The organism is Roseovarius conchicola, assembly GCF_041403425.1.
GTDB lineage: Bacteria > Pseudomonadota > Alphaproteobacteria > Rhodobacterales > Rhodobacteraceae > Roseovarius > Roseovarius conchicola.
This window is the reverse complement of record NZ_JBGEHK010000004.1, coordinates 89,617-105,511: the sequence shown is the minus strand read 5'-3', so window position 1 is coordinate 105,511 and position 15,895 is coordinate 89,617. Positions and strand designations below refer to the sequence as shown.

General features: G+C 60.0%; 14 protein-coding genes. 6 read left to right on the top strand and 8 right to left on the bottom strand.

Annotation, left to right across the window (positions count from 1 at the left end; genetic code table 11):
• The first annotated feature begins 111 nt into the window (after nucleotides 1–111).
• The 4 genes from modA to V6N02_RS12540 all read left to right on the top strand — a co-directional run bounded on the left by modA (nucleotide 112) and on the right by V6N02_RS12540 (nucleotide 4,535).
• Nucleotides 112–867, top strand: coding sequence for a molybdate ABC transporter substrate-binding protein (modA, locus tag V6N02_RS12555; RefSeq protein WP_371225947.1), 756 nt, complete (start codon nucleotides 112–114; stop codon nucleotides 865–867).
• On the top strand, nucleotides 864–1,556 hold the full coding sequence (gene modB / locus V6N02_RS12550; protein ID WP_371225946.1) for a molybdate ABC transporter permease subunit: 693 nt from the start codon (nucleotides 864–866) through the stop codon (nucleotides 1,554–1,556). The genes modA and modB overlap by 4 nt, the downstream gene beginning before the upstream one ends.
• Nucleotides 1,553–2,650, top strand: a complete 1,098-nt coding sequence (modC, locus tag V6N02_RS12545; protein WP_371225945.1) for a molybdenum ABC transporter ATP-binding protein — start codon at nucleotides 1,553–1,555, stop codon at nucleotides 2,648–2,650. Before modB ends, modC begins: the two co-directional genes overlap by 4 nt.
• A gap of 235 nt (nucleotides 2,651–2,885) precedes the next feature.
• Entirely contained in the window at nucleotides 2,886–4,535 is a 1,650-nt protein-coding gene (locus tag V6N02_RS12540; protein WP_371225944.1) for an ABC transporter permease, read from the top strand.
• A gap of 33 nt (nucleotides 4,536–4,568) precedes the next feature.
• Here V6N02_RS12540 and V6N02_RS12535 read toward each other — a convergent pair whose 3' ends face one another.
• From V6N02_RS12535 to V6N02_RS12510, 6 genes are all read right to left on the bottom strand, one after another.
• Nucleotides 4,569–5,219 (bottom strand): DUF3726 domain-containing protein, encoded by a 651-nt coding sequence (locus V6N02_RS12535; protein ID WP_371225943.1) that lies wholly within the window; start codon nucleotides 5,217–5,219, stop codon nucleotides 4,569–4,571.
• A complete protein-coding gene (locus tag V6N02_RS12530) occupies nucleotides 5,216–6,913 on the bottom strand; it encodes a hypothetical protein (protein ID WP_371225942.1) in 1,698 nt (565 codons plus the stop codon). The genes V6N02_RS12535 and V6N02_RS12530 overlap by 4 nt, the downstream gene beginning before the upstream one ends.
• Nucleotides 6,914–6,950: 37 nt before the next feature.
• Nucleotides 6,951–7,937 (bottom strand): membrane dipeptidase, encoded by a 987-nt coding sequence (locus V6N02_RS12525; RefSeq protein ID WP_371225941.1) that lies wholly within the window; start codon nucleotides 7,935–7,937, stop codon nucleotides 6,951–6,953.
• Entirely contained in the window at nucleotides 7,934–9,385 is a 1,452-nt protein-coding gene (locus V6N02_RS12520; protein WP_371225940.1) for an aldehyde dehydrogenase family protein, read from the bottom strand. Before V6N02_RS12520 ends, V6N02_RS12525 begins: the two co-directional genes overlap by 4 nt.
• A 108-nt stretch (nucleotides 9,386–9,493) precedes the next feature.
• On the bottom strand, nucleotides 9,494–10,369 hold the full coding sequence (locus tag V6N02_RS12515; protein WP_371225939.1) for a LysR family transcriptional regulator: 876 nt from the start codon (nucleotides 10,367–10,369) through the stop codon (nucleotides 9,494–9,496).
• Nucleotides 10,370–10,595: 226 nt separating this feature from the next.
• Nucleotides 10,596–11,624 (bottom strand): extracellular solute-binding protein, encoded by a 1,029-nt coding sequence (locus V6N02_RS12510; RefSeq protein WP_371225938.1) that lies wholly within the window; start codon nucleotides 11,622–11,624, stop codon nucleotides 10,596–10,598.
• A gap of 257 nt (nucleotides 11,625–11,881) precedes the next feature.
• Here V6N02_RS12510 and V6N02_RS12505 point away from each other — a divergent pair, with 257 nt between their 5' ends.
• On the top strand, nucleotides 11,882–13,768 hold the full coding sequence (locus V6N02_RS12505; protein ID WP_371225937.1) for an acyl-CoA synthetase: 1,887 nt from the start codon (nucleotides 11,882–11,884) through the stop codon (nucleotides 13,766–13,768).
• Between the two features lie 28 nt (nucleotides 13,769–13,796).
• Nucleotides 13,797–14,150: a cupin domain-containing protein gene (locus tag V6N02_RS12500; protein ID WP_371225936.1), complete on the top strand. Its 354-nt coding sequence runs from the start codon at nucleotides 13,797–13,799 to the stop codon at nucleotides 14,148–14,150.
• A 125-nt stretch (nucleotides 14,151–14,275) separates the two neighbouring features.
• Here V6N02_RS12500 and V6N02_RS12495 read toward each other — a convergent pair whose 3' ends face one another.
• Together V6N02_RS12495 and V6N02_RS12490 are read right to left on the bottom strand one after the other, a co-directional pair.
• On the bottom strand, nucleotides 14,276–14,548 hold the full coding sequence (locus tag V6N02_RS12495) for a hypothetical protein (protein WP_371225935.1): 273 nt from the start codon (nucleotides 14,546–14,548) through the stop codon (nucleotides 14,276–14,278).
• Between the two features lie 54 nt (nucleotides 14,549–14,602).
• A complete protein-coding gene (locus tag V6N02_RS12490) occupies nucleotides 14,603–15,802 on the bottom strand; it encodes a radical SAM protein (RefSeq protein WP_371225934.1) in 1,200 nt (399 codons plus the stop codon).
• Nucleotides 15,803–15,895: the final 93 nt, after the last annotated feature.

The following is a 15,895-nucleotide window of genomic DNA, read 5'->3' as shown; positions in this document are numbered from 1 at the left end:
TGTAAGTTTTGTTACAATGCTAGTCAAATTTGGTTTTTGTGTGTTTTCGCGCTTTGTTATGGATTAGCAAACGCTCTTGCACCGCTCTGGCCCATGCGAAATACTTGGCCCATGAACGCGATTTCCCGAAGCCTCGCAGCGGTTTGTGTGCTGATCCTGATGCCGCTACAGGGCATGGCGGACGAGCGTGTGACGGTTTTTGCCGCGGCGTCGCTGAAGGATGTTCTGGACGCAGCGTCAGAGCAGTGGGATGGCGACGTGGTCGTGTCTTACGGCGGAAGCGGTTTGATCGCGCGACAAGTGGCTCAGGGTGCTCCTGCCGATATCGTCATACTGGCCAATCAGGAGTGGATGGATTGGCTGCAAGCACAGGGCACCCTGCCAGATCGGGTGCACCTGGAAACCATCGCATCTAACCAGCTTGTTGTCATAGGGCCAAGCGGGAGCCTGCCTTTGCAGCTTGATGATCTGGATGCGCGGCTGGGCGATGGGCGGCTGGCGATTGGGAATACTCTTGGGGTTCCGGCCGGCATCTATGGCCGTCAATGGCTTGAGCGTGCCGGGCTTTGGCCACTCATCCGGTCCCGGCTGGCCGAAACCGAGAATGTGCGCGCGGCCCTTGCCCTTGTGGCGCGGGGTGAGGCGCCTTTGGGGGTGGTCTATGCCAGTGATGCGGCTGCCGAGCCTGATGTCGATATAGTGCACGCGGTGCTGCCCATGATGCATGACCCAATCGCGTATCCCATGCTTGTCCTGGACAGAGAAGGCGCCCAACAGGCCAATGAGTTTGCATCGTTTTTGCGATCCCGGGCAGGGCAGGCCCTGTTCGCGCAGCATGGGTTCGTGGCGATGGGACCCTCGCAATGACCTTGCGCCCCGAAGAATGGGCGGCGCTGACCCTGTCGCTGCAGGTTTCGCTGGTCGCGGTGATCCTCAGCCTGCCCCTGGCAGTTTGGGTGGCGTGGGTGTTGGCGCGTAAGGAATTTATTGGCAAATCCATGCTCAGCGCGCTGGTGCATTTGCCCCTCGTGATGCCACCTGTCGTCACGGGTTACCTGCTGTTGGTCCTGTTCGGGCGCAACGGACCTGCGGGCCGGTTTCTGGAAGAAACGTTCGGCCTGATCCTTGCCTTCCGCTGGACCGGCGCGGCGCTGGCGGCGGCGATCATGGGTTTTCCCTTGATGGTCAGGGCGATACGGCTGGCGATTGAAGCGGTCGATCCCAAGCTGGAAGAGGCCGCCAGTACATTGGGCGCGGGCCGCGTGGCCGGGTTCCGCCTTGTCACGTTACCGCTGATCGTGCCCGGTATTCTGGCCGGAACCGTGCTGGGCTTTGCCAAGGCGATGGGCGAATTTGGGGCCACGATCACATTCGTCGCCAATATCCCCGGAGAAACCCAGACGCTGCCTTCTGCAATTTACGCCTTCCTTCAGGTGCCCGGCGGCGAAAGCAGCGCGATCCGGCTTGTGGTGCTGTCGATCATCGTCGCGCTTGGGGCCGTGCTGATCTCGGAATGGCTGGCCCGGCGGGTCGCCGAAAGGATTGGCCGGGGATGAGCCTTGAGGTGCAACTGACCCATTCCCAGGGGGATTTCCGGATTGAGGCGGATTTCGCCTCGCGCGACGGGATTACGGCGGTGTTTGGCCCGTCGGGATCGGGGAAAACCACCATCGTTAATGCGATTGCGGGGCTTATTCAGCCCGATCTGGGCCGGATCACCCTGAATGGCAAAATCTTGTTTGATCGCGCGGCGGGCATCCATCTGCCGCCGCGCAACCGTCGGATTGGTTATGTTTTTCAGGACGGTCGGTTGTTTCCGCATATGGATGTGGCGGGCAATATCCGGTTCGGTGCACGGTTCGCGCCCAGCCCGCACGACACCGCACGCGAGGCCGAGGTTATTGGCCTTCTGGGGCTTGAAGACCTGATGTCGCGCCGCCCGGGTGGGCTGTCGGGGGGCGAAAAGCAACGGGTCGCGCTGGCGCGCGCCTTGCTGTCCCAACCCGATCTTTTGTTGATGGATGAACCATTGGCGGCGCTCGATGGTCCGCGCAAAGACGAAATCCTTCCCTATCTCGAGGCGTTGCGCTTTGAAGCTCAGGTGCCGATTGTCTATGTCAGCCATTCCGTCGCCGAAGTGGCCCGGCTGGCCGATCATCTTGTGATCCTGCAAGCCGGTCAGGTGGTGCGGGATGGCCCCGCTGCCGAGGTGCTGAGCGACCCCGGGGTTCTGCCTTTTGTCGGCGTGCGCGAAGCGGGCGCGATTTTAAACGTGACCGTGGCCCAGCACGATGAGGACGGGCTGACCCGGCTGGATACCGGCGCGGGCGATCTGTTGTTGCCGGGGGTTGCGGCCGAGGTCGGAACCTCCCTCAGGATCAGGGTGTTGGCGCAGGATCTTCTGATCGCGCTTGACCCACCACGCGGGTTGTCATCGCGCAATATCCTGCCGGTGACCGTGGACAGCCTGCATCGCGGCGACGGCCCTGGGGTGGCTGTGCAACTGCGCCTGGGCACGCACCGATTGCTGGCCCGCGTGACCGCCCGCGCCGCGGAAGAGTTGCAGCTGCGTCCCGGACTGGCCTGTTATGCGATCTTCAAAGCGACAACGGTGCCGCGCGGCAATATCGGGCAGATTTCCTCACAGTAAGCGAGGTGAATCCGGGTCCTCATGCGCCGACTTATCCCGCCATATTTCTGGTTGGTGTCACTTATCGAACGACCAATTTGGTTATCCACAAAGCTTTCGCAAATGTGGGGCCGGATAAACATAATAGTCGACAAAATTACTAAGAGAGATTGATGCGCCCGCGCCGCTGGGGTAGCAAGCAAGCTGACCTGTCTACATGCAGGCGACCGATATTGGGAAAGGCACCTCCCCGCCGATGACAGAACGCCTGCTTTACAATCTGGCCTGGGTGGCTGTGGCGATCTGCGTGGTGCCGATCATCGCGGCCTGCGTGGCGGCGCTCGGCGGCGATTTTGACTCGTGGCGCAACATCCTGTCCACGGTACTGCCGCGCTATACAATGACAACCCTGATCCTGGTGGTGGTCGTCGGTTTTTCGACCGCTGCGATTGGCAGCATCACTGCGTGGCTGGTGACGGTTTACCGCTTTCCCGGATCGCGACTTCTTGAGGTCGCATTGGCCCTGCCGCTGGCCTTTCCGGCCTTCGTTCTGGCCTATGCCTATACCTATTTGCTGGACCATCCCGGCCCGGTTCAGGAGCTGTTGCGCAATGTGACCGGCTGGGGACCACGCGATTACTGGTTCCCGGAAATCCGCAGTCTTGGCGGGGCGGCTGCGATGCTGACCATCGTGCTCTACCCCTATGTCTACCTGCTGGCGCGTGCCTCTTTCCGTCAACAAAGTGCCAATGCGTTTCTGGTGGCGCGAACGCTGGGCCATTCCCCTGCCCATGCGTTCTGGCGCGTGGCGCTGCCGATGGCGCGCCCTGCGATTGCGGGCGGGGCGTTGCTGGCAGTGATGGAGACGATTTCGGATTTTGGCACCGTGTCCTTCTTCAACGTCCAGACCTTCGCCACGGGCATATATCAGGCGTGGTTCTCACTGGGCGACAGGCCCGCTGCGGCGCAATTGTCGATGTGCCTGCTGACATTCGCCCTGTTGCTGGCGGGGTTGGAACGTGCCCAGCGGGGGCGCGCGAAAACCGCCGGTAAGGGTGTCCGCTTTGAGGCGGCTGACAAACCCAGGCTGACGGGTCTGGCCGGGTTGGGCGCGATGCTGGTGTGCCTGCTGCCGGTCCTGCTGGGATTCATCATTCCGGTGATCATGCTGGGGCTGATGGCCTGGGGATCGGGGCAAAGCCTGTTGGATGACCGCTATATGGGCCTGATGCGCAACTCGATGACTTTGGCGTCGATTGCGGCTGTTCTGACCGTGCTGGGCGCGATCCTGATCAGCTTTCGCGCCCGCACCCAGCCGGGACGCACGTCGCGCTGGATGGTGATCGGCGCGGGGATTGGATACGCGGTACCCGGCGGCGTGATCGCCGTGGGGGTGATCGTGCCGATGGCCGCGCTGGACAACGCGATTGACGCGGTGATGGAGGCGCAGTTTCAGATCAGTACCGGGCTGCTGATCACCGGGTCCATCTGGTTGATGATCCTTGCCTATTTCGCGCGTTTCATGGCTGCTGCGCTCAACGCCTATGACAGCGGGATGGCCACCGTGCCGGTGCATTACGATGCGGTTGCGCGCTCGTTGGGGCAACCGGCCCCGCGGATGCTGTGGCGGGTGCACCTGCCGGTGGCGCGCACCAGCCTGCTGACCGCTGCCCTGATCGTCTTTGTCGATGTGATGAAGGAACTGCCTGCCACGCTGATTCTGCATCCGTTCAACTTTCAGACGCTTGCGGTGCAGGCCCACAGGCTGGCGGCGGATGAACGGCTGTTCGAGGCGGCTGTGCCATCGCTGACATTGGGCCTGTTCGGCTTGCTGCCAGTGGGCCTGTTGTGCTGGTCGCTTGCGGGCGGTCATGCAGGCAAACGTTTGCTGCCGCGCGCCAGATAGAGCGCTTCGCGATCTCTTTGAAAAAGAACGGCTTCAGTCGTTATCCGTCGTGCCCGCCCCGGCCCCGGCCATGCGGCTTTCGGGTGTGTCGGGTGCGTAGGTGCGATGTGCGAAGGCGCCCAGGATATCGGCAATCTGTGGCTCCATCGCCCCGCGGTAAAAGCGTTGAATGGGCGGGCCTTGCGGGGCTACGCCGCGTTCGACATGAATGTCTTCTGCCAAAGGAGCGGCGAGGATTTCCGAGGCTGCACTGAGCCAGACATCTTCGCCCTGATGGATGCTTTCCACATCATCCCAACGCAGGGTGAGTGTTGTCTTGCTTACCTCGGATGCGGCTGCCACGAACGGGATCAGCAAAAGCGGGTAGGCGACGTTGCGCAGGGTCACGCCGTTGCCCGCGGCCAAGGCGTCTGCCCGGTCACACAGCGCGGCCCCGGCAATCAACGGGCACAGCGCGCCTTCTTCGGCTTGCCATGTTCTGTCCGTCATGATCGGGCAAAGCCGGGCATACTCGGCGCCATCATTCTGCATCAGCAGTCCGGCCAGCGCCGCAGGCCCCGGCAGTCCCGCGGAACACAGCCAGCGCGTTGCCTTGCCTGCCTCTTCGGCCAATCCCCAGCTTAGACCCGCACCGCGCGCGGCTTTGCGCGCCAAGGCCTCGGTTTCATTGAGGGACCATGTCATTCTGCCGCCTCCTGCAAAGAAGGATACGCCCAGTCATCGGCACCCACCGCGTGCAATTCATGCGGGAAGGGGGCGTTCTGGAACATGTTGATCCGCACCCAGCGGTCCGAGCGCGGGTCGAAGTGACAGGCCCCGAAAAAGCTGAGCTTGGCGCGCAGCAGGTCAATCGGCAGCATCGCGGCATCAATCGTGTTGTCGCGAATTTCGGCATAGGGGTAACGCCCGGCGATCTGGGCGCGACGGGCTGCATGCCGGTGCTGCGGGTGCGTCAGAAGGAAAGCGGCGACCGGGCCGTCCGGTGCCTCGTCAAGATCGGCATACATCCGCGCGGCATCGCGCCCGGGACAAAGCGGTTGTTCATAAGGTTCAATCGGCTCATCGAACCGCTCACCCAGACGGGGTTCCAGCTTTTCTTCCGAGACGTACCAGACGCGGGCCTTGGCACCCTTGTCCGTCCAGTCGATGTTCAGCGCCCAACCGTAGATATCTTCAAGAATGGCCTTGAGGTCAGAGACCTGCATCGCCCCGTCGATACGCCATGTTGTCTGTTCATCGGCGGCCATACACTGGCTCAGCCCATCGACGAGGTCGCCGTAAGGTTCCAGCAAAAGCGAGGCCAGCTGTTCCTGCCCTTCAAGAGACAGGGCGTCTTCCGCCCAAAGCCAGAGACGGTTCCAGGGCATGTCCGACGTCAGGTCGGCGCTGGCCAGATGCGCCTCGAGCGCGGCCATGTCGGCGCGCAGGGCGGTCTGTTTCTCGATCTGGATCGGATGCTCGGACGCCCAGCTTGTTGCCTGTTTCTGCGCGCGGGCTGCGAACTGGCGAAAACACTCGACCTCTTGGGCCGAGGCAGTGGGCAGCGAACGGACCCGCGCCAGTGCCCATTCGCGCGCCGCGATCCAGTTGTTCAGAAGGACCGGGTGGTTGATCAGGAACGGGGCCATGCCCAGACCCGTGGAATTTCCGATGCCAAAGCGGCGGCGCAGGGCCGGGTCAAGCGGCACAGCCCTGTCGGGATCGCGCAGGTGGGCCATATGCTCTACCAGATCCATGACAAACGCGCGGGTCAGGAAGACCGAGAGCATTTCCACCTGAAACGGTGCGCGGAATTCGGCGCGCCCGGCAATCAATTCGCGATCTGCTGCGCCCAGTTTGCCCGAGCCGTAAACGGCCGTGGTCCGCATCAGATATCCGACATCGCCGACCTTTTCGGCATCCGGTTGCTGGCCTTTGGACAAAGCTCCGACCACATGATCCCACAGCCGGACCGAGCGGTTGGCGCGGCTGACGGACAGTTCCTTTTCGCTGACGCGGCCTGCTTCCTGCTTGGGGATATTGCCGGCAAGGCGGTCGATATCCGCCTCTGTGGGTACGCCATCAAACAACGTAAAGGTGGCGTCCCATTCCGTGGCAATCACCCGGTCCGAGCGTTTTTCGGGGGGAAGGTCATTGGCAAATGCGACGAGGGAATAGCTCCGCTCGGGGCCATGGGCGGAATAGACTGCACGGCCCACCCCCTTGGCGTCGATGTCAAACACGGGGCGATCAAAGCGCCAGTTCTCATCCGCGAGGCGGCGCAGCAGGATGCGCATGAAGGACAGGCGAGATTGATGGAACGATCCCATCCGCGCCAGACGCATGACCACGGAAGGATCACGGGGGGCGATGGCCATGTCGTGTTCGGTGTCGTGCATCTTGTCCTCCTTGATCCTTGTTATAGGGCGTTTCGTGTCAGTTTGCCCCGGAAGGTGTGAAGTTTTCGTCGAAAAAGCGCAGCCAGTTGTCACCCATCAGCCCGGCGACCTCGGCATCATCGAAGCCAACCTTGCGCAGGCCGCTTTCAATATTGCCAAAATCACGGTTGTCCTTGAACCAGTCGGGTTGTGGCGGGAAGCCCGGATTGCTGGCTGAACCTTCGCCATAGTCGATTTCCTTGGACCAGCGGCCCACGCGCATCCATTCAACGACTGAGTCGGGCTGATCCTGACACAGATCGCTGCCGATGCCGAAATGCTGGACCCCGAACCGCTCGGCGGCGGTGGCGATCATGGCGCAGAAATCCTCCAGCGTGCAGTCGGATTTCCCTTTCAGGTGATGGGGATACATCGAAAAGCCCATCATCCCGCCGTTTTCGGTGACCGCGCGGACCACATCATCGCGTTTGTTGCGCAAGGCGGGTTGCCAGGAATGTAGATTGGCATGGGTGATGGCGATGGGGCGTTCGCTGATCTCGGCTGCCTCGATGGTTGAACGATCCGCCGAGTGGCTCATATCCACCACCAGCCCGACGCGGTTCATTTCCTTGATGACCTGTTTGCCCATTCGGGTGATGCCGGGGTCTTCGGCCTCGTAACAGCCCGTGGCCAGCAGGGATTGGTTGTTATAGGTCAGCTGCATGAACCGCGCGCCCAGATCGTGCAGGATTTCGACCAAGCCGATATCGTCCTCGATTGGGGCGGGGTTCTGAAAACCAAAGAAGATGGCGGTTTTGCCGGACTCGTGCGCGGTGCGCACATCGCCCGCCCACCGCCCCTTCATGATCAGGTCGGGATATTGTTCAAACCAGCGGTTCCATTGCTCCATGTTGAGCACGGTTTCGCGGAAGTTCTCGTGATAAGAGATGGTGACATGCACCGCATCCACGCCGCCCTCGCGCATCTGGTGGAAGATCTTTTCCGACCAGTTGGCATATTGCAGACAGTCGATGCGGTAGGTCATGACGGATCGCCTGCCGCGATATAGGCGGTTTTGACGGTGGTGTAGAATTCACGCGCATGGATGCCCTGTTCGCGGGGTCCGTACGAACTGTCGCCGCGCCCGCCGAACTGCACATGGTAGTCGGTGCCCGCTGTGGGCAGGTTCACGGTCACGACGCCGGTTTGTGCGTTGCGGCGGAAATGGGTGGCGCGGGCCAGGGATTTTGTGGCGATCCCCGAGGTCAGGCCGAAATTGGTGTCGTTCACCACCGCCAAAGCCTCTTCATAGCTGCCTACCTTGATCACTGACGTGAGAGGGGCGAACATTTCCTCGCGGTTTATGCGCATGTCGTTGGTTGTATTCAGAAATACGCCGGGGGACATGTAATAACCCTCATGCTCCATCTCTAGGCGCGCGCCACCGCAGGCCAGTTCAGCCCCTTCGGATTCGCCCAGGTCGACATAGGCGAGGTTTTCGTTCAGCTGCTGTTCGGACACGACGGGCCCCATTTGCACGCCCTCGGCCAGCGCGTGCCCCACTTTCATCGCCTGCGCCCCGGCCACCAGCTTTTCGACAAAGGCGTCGTGGATGCCTGCATGGACGACAAGGCGTGAAGAGGCTGTGCATTTCTGCCCAGAGCCGCCAAAGGCCCCGCCAAGCGCCAGAGAGACCGCCAGATCGAGATCGGCATCGTCCATCACCGCCAGGGCGTTTTTGCTGCCCATTTCCATTTGCACGCGGGTTAGGTTCTGGATCGCGGCCATTGCGATGCCTTTGCCCACGGGTACGGACCCGGTGAAGGAAATGGCATTGACCATCGGGCTTTCCACAAGGCGTTGACCGACATCGCGGCCCGCGCCCATGACAAGGCTGAAGAGGCCTTTGGGAATGTCCTGACGGCTGATGATCTCGGCCAGAGCAACGGCGCTGGCCGGTGTGACATTGGCCGGTTTCCAGAGCACGGCGTTGCCATAGGCCAGGGCAGGTGCGATTTTCCACGAGGCGGTCGCGGTGGGGAAGTTCCACGGGCTGATGATCGCCACGGTGCCGACGGGTTCGCGGCGCACATCCACCTCGATATTGGGGCGCACGGAATCGGCGTTTTCGCCCAGTTGGCGCAGCACTTCATGGGCGTAATAGGTGAAAAACTGCCCGGCGCGGTAGACTTCGCCCTTGCCCTCGGCCAGGGGCTTGCCTTCTTCGCGGGACAGCAAGGTACCCAATTCCTCGGCGCGCGCCATCATCTCGGTGCCGATGGCCATCAGAACGGCTTGTTTGCGCTCCAGCCCGTAGGCGGCCCATTCTGCCTGTGCGACACGGGCCGCGGCAAGGGCATCGTCCAGCTGTGCGGCGCTGGCCTGGGCATAAACGCCGACCAGATCGCTCAGATCCGAGGGGTTGCGGTTTTCGATTTCGGAGGGTCCGGACACCCAGTCTCCGGCGATATAGTTTTGATGCGTGTCAGCCATCGGTGAAACCCTCGTGTCATGGTTGGAGTGCGGGCGAGCGGCCCCGTTGGTACCTGATTCCACATCCCTTCATTTAAGGCAAACGCAAACTAATTGAATTTTTTTCAGCTACCCTGAAATAAGAGGTCGTGCAGCTGCAAAATTGGCTTGCCGGATCGCCTGGACCAGCGCGCGGGCGGCGGGGGTCAGCATCGACTCCGGGGGCGTCACGATCCACACTTCGCGCCGCGCGGTGCTGTCGGTCAGCGGCAGAAATTCCAGATCGTCATATTCGGGCAGCACCGCCAGTTCAGGCAGCAAAGTGACGCCCACGCCCGCGCGCACAAGGCTAAGGATCGAGGCGGTGTTGCGCACCATCAGGTTCGATGCCTTCAGTATCGGGGCAAAGCCTTCGTCCTTGATATGCACGCAGAGTCCGTTCGAGATGAAATTACGCCCTTCCAGATCGGCCCAGCTGAGCCGTTTCCAGTTCTTGGCCAGCGTATGATCCAGCGGACAGACCACGCCAAAGGCATCCGTAAAGGCCAGATCGCGTTCAAATCCCGGGATCGCGGGCAGAGTGCCCATGCCGATATCGGCGCGTTCTGCCACCAGTTCGCGGTGTACCGATATGGAGTCGGTATCAATCATCTCGATCGACACGCCGGGATGTTGCTTGAGATAGCTCTGCAGGATGGGCGGCATCACGGTTTGCGCCACCGAGGGTGTCACCGCCAGACGCACATGGCCCTGTTCGGCGCGGCTGAGCCCTTCGATGGCCGAAACGGTGCGGTCGAAATGGGATAGCTCGCGGCTGGCCTCGGACAAGATCATCTCACCCAAGGGAGTCAGGCGGGATTTGCGCGTGCTTTCAAACAGCGGTGCGCCGATGTGATCCTCGAACTGCTTGAGCATCATCGACACCGCCGAAGGCGTGCGCCCAAGTGCCTCGGCTGCATCGGCAAGGCTGCCGTGATCTGCCACCGTTCTGAAGCAGCGGAGCATTTCAATCTTGATTGCCAAATTAAGACCTTCTGAACTAAGTGCCTTTTATCGGGTGTTTGGCTTAATTAGACTGAGGCGTCGGGCTGTGTCCATCCTCAAGATCGGTTTACCTGTCACGGATTGCTTGTGGATTAACCTCTGCGATGGCCCATAAAAAAGCCGCCGCGACAGCATCGCGACGGCTTGGCATTTCAGACCTGCAAGGCGACAGGGCAGGGGCGAAAGATCAGTCCCAGCTCACTTCGTTGAAGATCGCCTGTGCCTTGCCGGCATTGGCGCTGAAAGCAGCGGTGGGGGTGGTGGTGTCGGCTTTGAACTCCCCCATCGACTTGGCTTCGGATGTGGGCTCGATCCCTTCTACTGCCGGGAACTCGTTGTTCTGGCTGGCGAAATGCTGTTGGGCGAAGTCGCTGGTCAGGAACTCCATCAGCTTCAGGGCGTTGTCCGGGTTGGGTGCATTGGCCAGCATGGCCGCGGTGGTCAGGTTCACATGGGTGCCGCGATCGTCCTGGTTCGGCCAGACCCAACCGATATTGTCGGTCTTACCGCTTAACCCTTCGACGTCTTTTTCAAGCGCGCGGGCAAAGTAATAGTGGTTCGACACGGCGATGTCGCACTCGCCCGAGACGATCCCGCGCAGCTGATCGGTGTCACCGCCTTGCGGCGCACGGGCCAGGTTTTCGCGCACACCGGCTGCCCATTCCTTGGCCACGTCTTCACCGTGGGTTTCGATGATCGAGGCCATCAGCGACTGGTTGTAGATATTCGACGAGGTGCGGATGCAGATCTGATCGTTATAGGCAGGGTCGGCGAGGGCTTCGTAAGTTTGCGGTGGGTTCTCGACGCGGTCCTTGGCGTAGAAAATGATCCGGGTCCGTTGGGAAACCCCGAACCACAGGTTCTCCGGGTGCTCCATGTGATCAGGGATTGCGTCCTCGATCACTTGCGAGTCATAGGCCTGCAGCAGACCTTCGGCCTCGGCACGATCCATGCGGCCCACGTCAACTGTCAGCAACACGTCGGCGGGGCTGTTGTCGCCCTCGGCCTGCATCCGGGCAATCAACTCGTCGGCCTTGGCCTCGATCCGGTTGACGGAAATGCCGGTTTCTTCGGTGAACTTGGCATAAAGCGTGTCATCCGTATCGTAGTGACGGCTGGAATAGACATTGACTTCTGCGGCGAAAGCGGGAGCGGCGACAGCCGTGATCGCTGCAAAGGCCACAGCGGTCTGGCGTGTCAGGAAGGGCAGTTTCATCGTTGCGAATCCTTAATCCGAGTAAATTTGTAAGCCATTCCTCGGATTTCTGACAAAAATAGTCAAGTCAAATCGGTGAGCCAATTGGGCGCATCCCTGCCAACAGGCCAAAGGCCGCTGTGATTGTTGCCTGCCCGGCCACCCGAATAAGGGCAAACGCAGCGTCAAACTTGCACCTTGGGGCAAAGCCCCCCATCTTGTCCCAAATGGGAGACTGCGCGCCGGGGGGACATTCGGCCGCTTCAGGGAGAGAACAGATGACTTTTGCCTCAAAGCAGGACGCGCTCGCGATCCAAAACGAGATGTCGTGGGAAGATCGGGAGCGCCCGGTGACGCTCTATCAGATGTTGAGCGAGACGACCAAAGCCTTCCCCACGCGCCCGGCGGTCAGTTATCAGCTTTTCTCGGACCCGACAGCAAAGGCCGAAACGCTCAGCTGGCAACAGTTTCATGATCAGGTCTGTCAGGCCGCCAACCTGTTCCGGTCGCTTGGGATAGGCGAAAAGGATGTGGTGGCCCTGGTGCTGCCCAACACGATGGAAACCGCTGTGGCCACCATTGGCGGGATGATTGCGGGGATCGTGAACCCGATCAATCCATTGCTGGAATCGGACCAGATTTCGGCCATTCTGCGCGAGACGAATGCCAAGGTCGTGGTGACGCTCAAGGCGTTTCCCAAGACCGATATCGGTCAGAAAACTGCCGATGCGGTGCGCCATGCACCCAACGTCAAAACAGTTCTGGAAATTGACCTCAATCGCTATCTCAGCCCGCCCAAAAGCTGGATCGTTCCGCTTGTGCGCCCCAAGAACCCGGTGGATCACAACGCCAAGGTGTTGAATTTCGTCGCCCAGATGAAACAACATGGCACCAGCCTGACCTTCAAGGATACGCCCGTTGATCGTGTCGGAGCCTATTTCCATACTGGCGGTACCACGGGCATGCCGAAAGTGGCGCAGCACACCTATGAGGGCATGATCTATAACGGCTGGCTGGGCCACACGTTGCTGTTCACCGAAGAAGACAGCGTGATGTGCCCGTTGCCGATGTTCCATGTCTTTGCCTGCCATGTGATCCTGATGGCGATGATCAAATCGGGCGCGCATGTGGTCTTCCCCACCCCGGCCGGATATCGCGGCGACGGGGTGTTCGACAATTTCTGGAAGCTGCTTGAGCGCTGGGGCACGACCTTCGTGATCACCGTGCCAACCGCGGTGTCGATGCTGATGCAGCGCAAGGTCGATGCCGATATCTCGAAGGTGAAGAACGCGTTTTCCGGCTCGGCCCCGATGCCTTTGGAACTGTTCAACCGCTTTGAGTCCGCCACCGGCATGCATGTGATCGAAGGCTATGGCCTGACCGAGGCGACCTGTCTTGTGTCGGTGAACCCGGTCGATGGCGAAAAGCGCGTTGGGTCTGTTGGGGTGCCCTTGCCCTATTCGGATGTGAAAATCATCAAGTTCGATGAAAAAGGCGAGCCGGTGGAATGCGAGGTCGATGAGATTGGTGAAATCTGTGTCTCGACCCCAGGGGTTTATGCCGGAAACACCTATACCGAGGCCGAGAAGAACCACGACCTTTATCACTTTGGCACGCATCTGCGCACCGGCGATCTGGGTCGGTTGGATCCGGAGGGGTATCTGTGGATCACCGGGCGGGCCAAGGACCTGATCATCCGGGGCGGGCACAATATCGACCCGGCCGAGATTGAAGAGGCATTGATGTCGCACGAGGCCGTCGCCATGGCCGGGGCCATTGGTCAGCCCGACGCCCATTCGGGCGAGTTGCCATGCGTTTATGTCGAACTGGTCGAGGGTGGCAATGCCAGCGCCGAGGATCTGGCCGAGCATTGCAAGGTCCATGTGCACGAGCGCGCCGCCCAGCCCAAACATGTGGAAATCCTGGACGAGTTGCCCAAGACAGCGGTGGGTAAGGTGTTCAAACCCGATCTGCGCAAACGGGCGATCAAGCGGATCTATGATGCCGCCTTGAAAGAGGCCGGTGTGAATGCCAGCGTGGCCGAGGTGATCGACAGCAAGAAACGCGGTCTTGTGGCGCGGCTGGGCAAATCCGGCGAGGTGGACGAGGCACAGCTGAGCCAGGTTCTGGGGCAGTTCACCCGGCCCTGGGAATGGGCTGACTGAGACAGATTGTATTTAGGATACTGCAGACATGACCAATATTCCGTTCTTCATTGATCCCAACCCGACCATGGAGAAATCCGATATGGCGGCGCAGGACGTGTTCACGACCGATGATCATACCGAGCTGAACCACACGCATTTTGCCACCGAGGACGAGTCGATCCTCACCGGCACCTGGGAATGCGCCCCCTGCCTTGAAGATATCCCGGCCTATCCGGTGCATGAGTTAATGACGATCGTATCCGGCAAGATCACCCTGACCCATCCCGATGGCACCAAGGAACATCTGGCCGCGGGCGACAGTTTCTTCATCGCCAAAGGCGCGCCGGTGGTCTGGGAAATCACCGAAACCCTGCGCAAGATTTACATGATCGCGGCCTGAGAGCGGTCTGCCAGGTTTGGATCGGATGGTTGTTTTGTAAGAACAGGGCGATAGAACTGGTGCACCGCCGATATCCGGGTGACCCACGCAAAGAAAATCCCTGCGTGGGCCTTGCTTGGAGCGCTTCAGAAGCTGCGGGTGATTTCCGCCTTCAGCGCGGCGCGCAGGCCGTCAACGTCCTTGGCAGCTTTGGCAAGCTCAGTTTCAGCGATTTCGGCATGGCCATACTGGTCGAACGATAGTCCGACGGGGGCACGGCAATTGCCGCCGCATCCGTTTCCACAGCCATTCCCCGCCGCCAAAGGCGTGGTCGGGTCTTCAAGGCCTTTCAAAAGCTCGCCGATCGCCATGACCGGTACTTCACGGATAATCGCCCGTGCAATTTTTTCATGTGGCATAAATTTGTCCTCCTTTCGGTTAAAATTATACTGCTCAAATCAAAGCACTTCGCTTCAATGTACGACCTGCCCACGGTTATTGGTTTTGCTGATCTGTGCCTGAGCAACCCCCAGAAGGACTTCTTCGATAATCGCTTCGTGGATGCCCTCGTACAGACGTTTTGAAAATGATCCTGTTGAAATGTAATCCCCGGCCACACAGCCCGATCCGAGATGGCGGAACCAGCGATATGTTCCTGTGGCTGTGTCAATGTATTCGCGCATATATGTCAGCCATAGCCGCTGAGACGCTTCGATATCGAAATTGCCGCGTTCAATGTTGCCGATGCACATTCTGGGATCGCCAAAGAACATGAAGCAGGGATAGATATCGCCGTTTGATCCGATCGAAATCTGGCTTGAAAACGCCGGGCAATAGCTATCGGATTTCTGCTTGGTATAGAGCGACGACAAGACGCCATGCACGAAGGACAGACTTCCGCCCTGGCCGGCCAAGGCGTTCTTGACGGACAGGCGGGCGGCATCGCGGAACGTGTTTGTCAGATAGTCGACCGATACGAATTCCTGTTCCTGCTGGTCCAGATCGTTACGAAATACGCCGCTTTCCAGATAGCTCTCATTTGCGACCAGGTCTTTGAGCGGCACAAAGGACCACGCGATATGAGATGTGCGCTCACCGAACGCATCGTGAAAATAGGTCACAAGTTCCGACACTGACAGGTCGGATTCGACATGGCTTTTGTTGTAGGTGCACTCGATGCTCCAGGAAATGCCGCGCGCGGTGAATTTCTTGACCGACTGGCAGATATCGGCATGGCTTCCTCCGCCTGAGACCTTGGGTCGCTTGGCATCGTGAACCGGTTCGGGCCCATCAATGCTGATCGTCAGCGCAACGCCCCAACGTTCGAGCACGTCCAGTATCTCTTCGGTGGCGAGCGTCCCGTTGGTGGTGGCCGTGAACTGGATATCGGGATATTTCTCGCGGGCAACGGCACAGACCGCATCAATGCATTTGGGATTGAGCAGCGGCTCGCCACCGAAGAAATGAATGTTTCCGACAACTTCGTAGAGCGCAGAAACGTTGTTAAAGATCTTCACCCCGCGCGCGGGCTTCATCAGGTGCTTCTGGTCGTAATATTGCCCGTGATCGGCATAGCAATAGGAACACCACAGATTGCAGGAATTCGCGATGTTGATGGTCAGCCGGTTGAGATAGCTTTTCTGCCCCAGAACGAACGGGGCAAATGTTGTCATCCGAGCGTTCGCAAGGGCGCTGTCAGGGTCAAAGTCTGAGATCGCTGGTTTGAAAAATTCCGGGTTGCCCGCCTGGGTGGCCTCAAGTGACGG

Coding starts and splice junctions, on each gene's coding strand:
- modA (WP_371225947.1), top strand. CDS start 112: ATGAACGCGATTTCCCGAAGCCTCGCAGCGGTTTGTGTGCTGATCCTG.
- modB (WP_371225946.1), top strand. CDS start 864: ATGACCTTGCGCCCCGAAGAATGGGCGGCGCTGACCCTGTCGCTGCAG.
- modC (WP_371225945.1), top strand. CDS start 1,553: ATGAGCCTTGAGGTGCAACTGACCCATTCCCAGGGGGATTTCCGGATT.
- V6N02_RS12540 (WP_371225944.1), top strand. CDS start 2,886: ATGACAGAACGCCTGCTTTACAATCTGGCCTGGGTGGCTGTGGCGATC.
- V6N02_RS12535 (WP_371225943.1), bottom strand. CDS start 5,219: ATGACATGGTCCCTCAATGAAACCGAGGCCTTGGCGCGCAAAGCCGCG.
- V6N02_RS12530 (WP_371225942.1), bottom strand. CDS start 6,913: ATGCACGACACCGAACACGACATGGCCATCGCCCCCCGTGATCCTTCC.
- V6N02_RS12525 (WP_371225941.1), bottom strand. CDS start 7,937: ATGACCTACCGCATCGACTGTCTGCAATATGCCAACTGGTCGGAAAAG.
- V6N02_RS12520 (WP_371225940.1), bottom strand. CDS start 9,385: ATGGCTGACACGCATCAAAACTATATCGCCGGAGACTGGGTGTCCGGA.
- V6N02_RS12515 (WP_371225939.1), bottom strand. CDS start 10,369: ATGCTCCGCTGCTTCAGAACGGTGGCAGATCACGGCAGCCTTGCCGAT.
- V6N02_RS12510 (WP_371225938.1), bottom strand. CDS start 11,624: ATGAAACTGCCCTTCCTGACACGCCAGACCGCTGTGGCCTTTGCAGCG.
- V6N02_RS12505 (WP_371225937.1), top strand. CDS start 11,882: ATGACTTTTGCCTCAAAGCAGGACGCGCTCGCGATCCAAAACGAGATG.
- V6N02_RS12500 (WP_371225936.1), top strand. CDS start 13,797: ATGACCAATATTCCGTTCTTCATTGATCCCAACCCGACCATGGAGAAA.
- V6N02_RS12495 (WP_371225935.1), bottom strand. CDS start 14,548: ATGCCACATGAAAAAATTGCACGGGCGATTATCCGTGAAGTACCGGTC.
- V6N02_RS12490 (WP_371225934.1), bottom strand. CDS start 15,802: ATGACAACATTTGCCCCGTTCGTTCTGGGGCAGAAAAGCTATCTCAAC.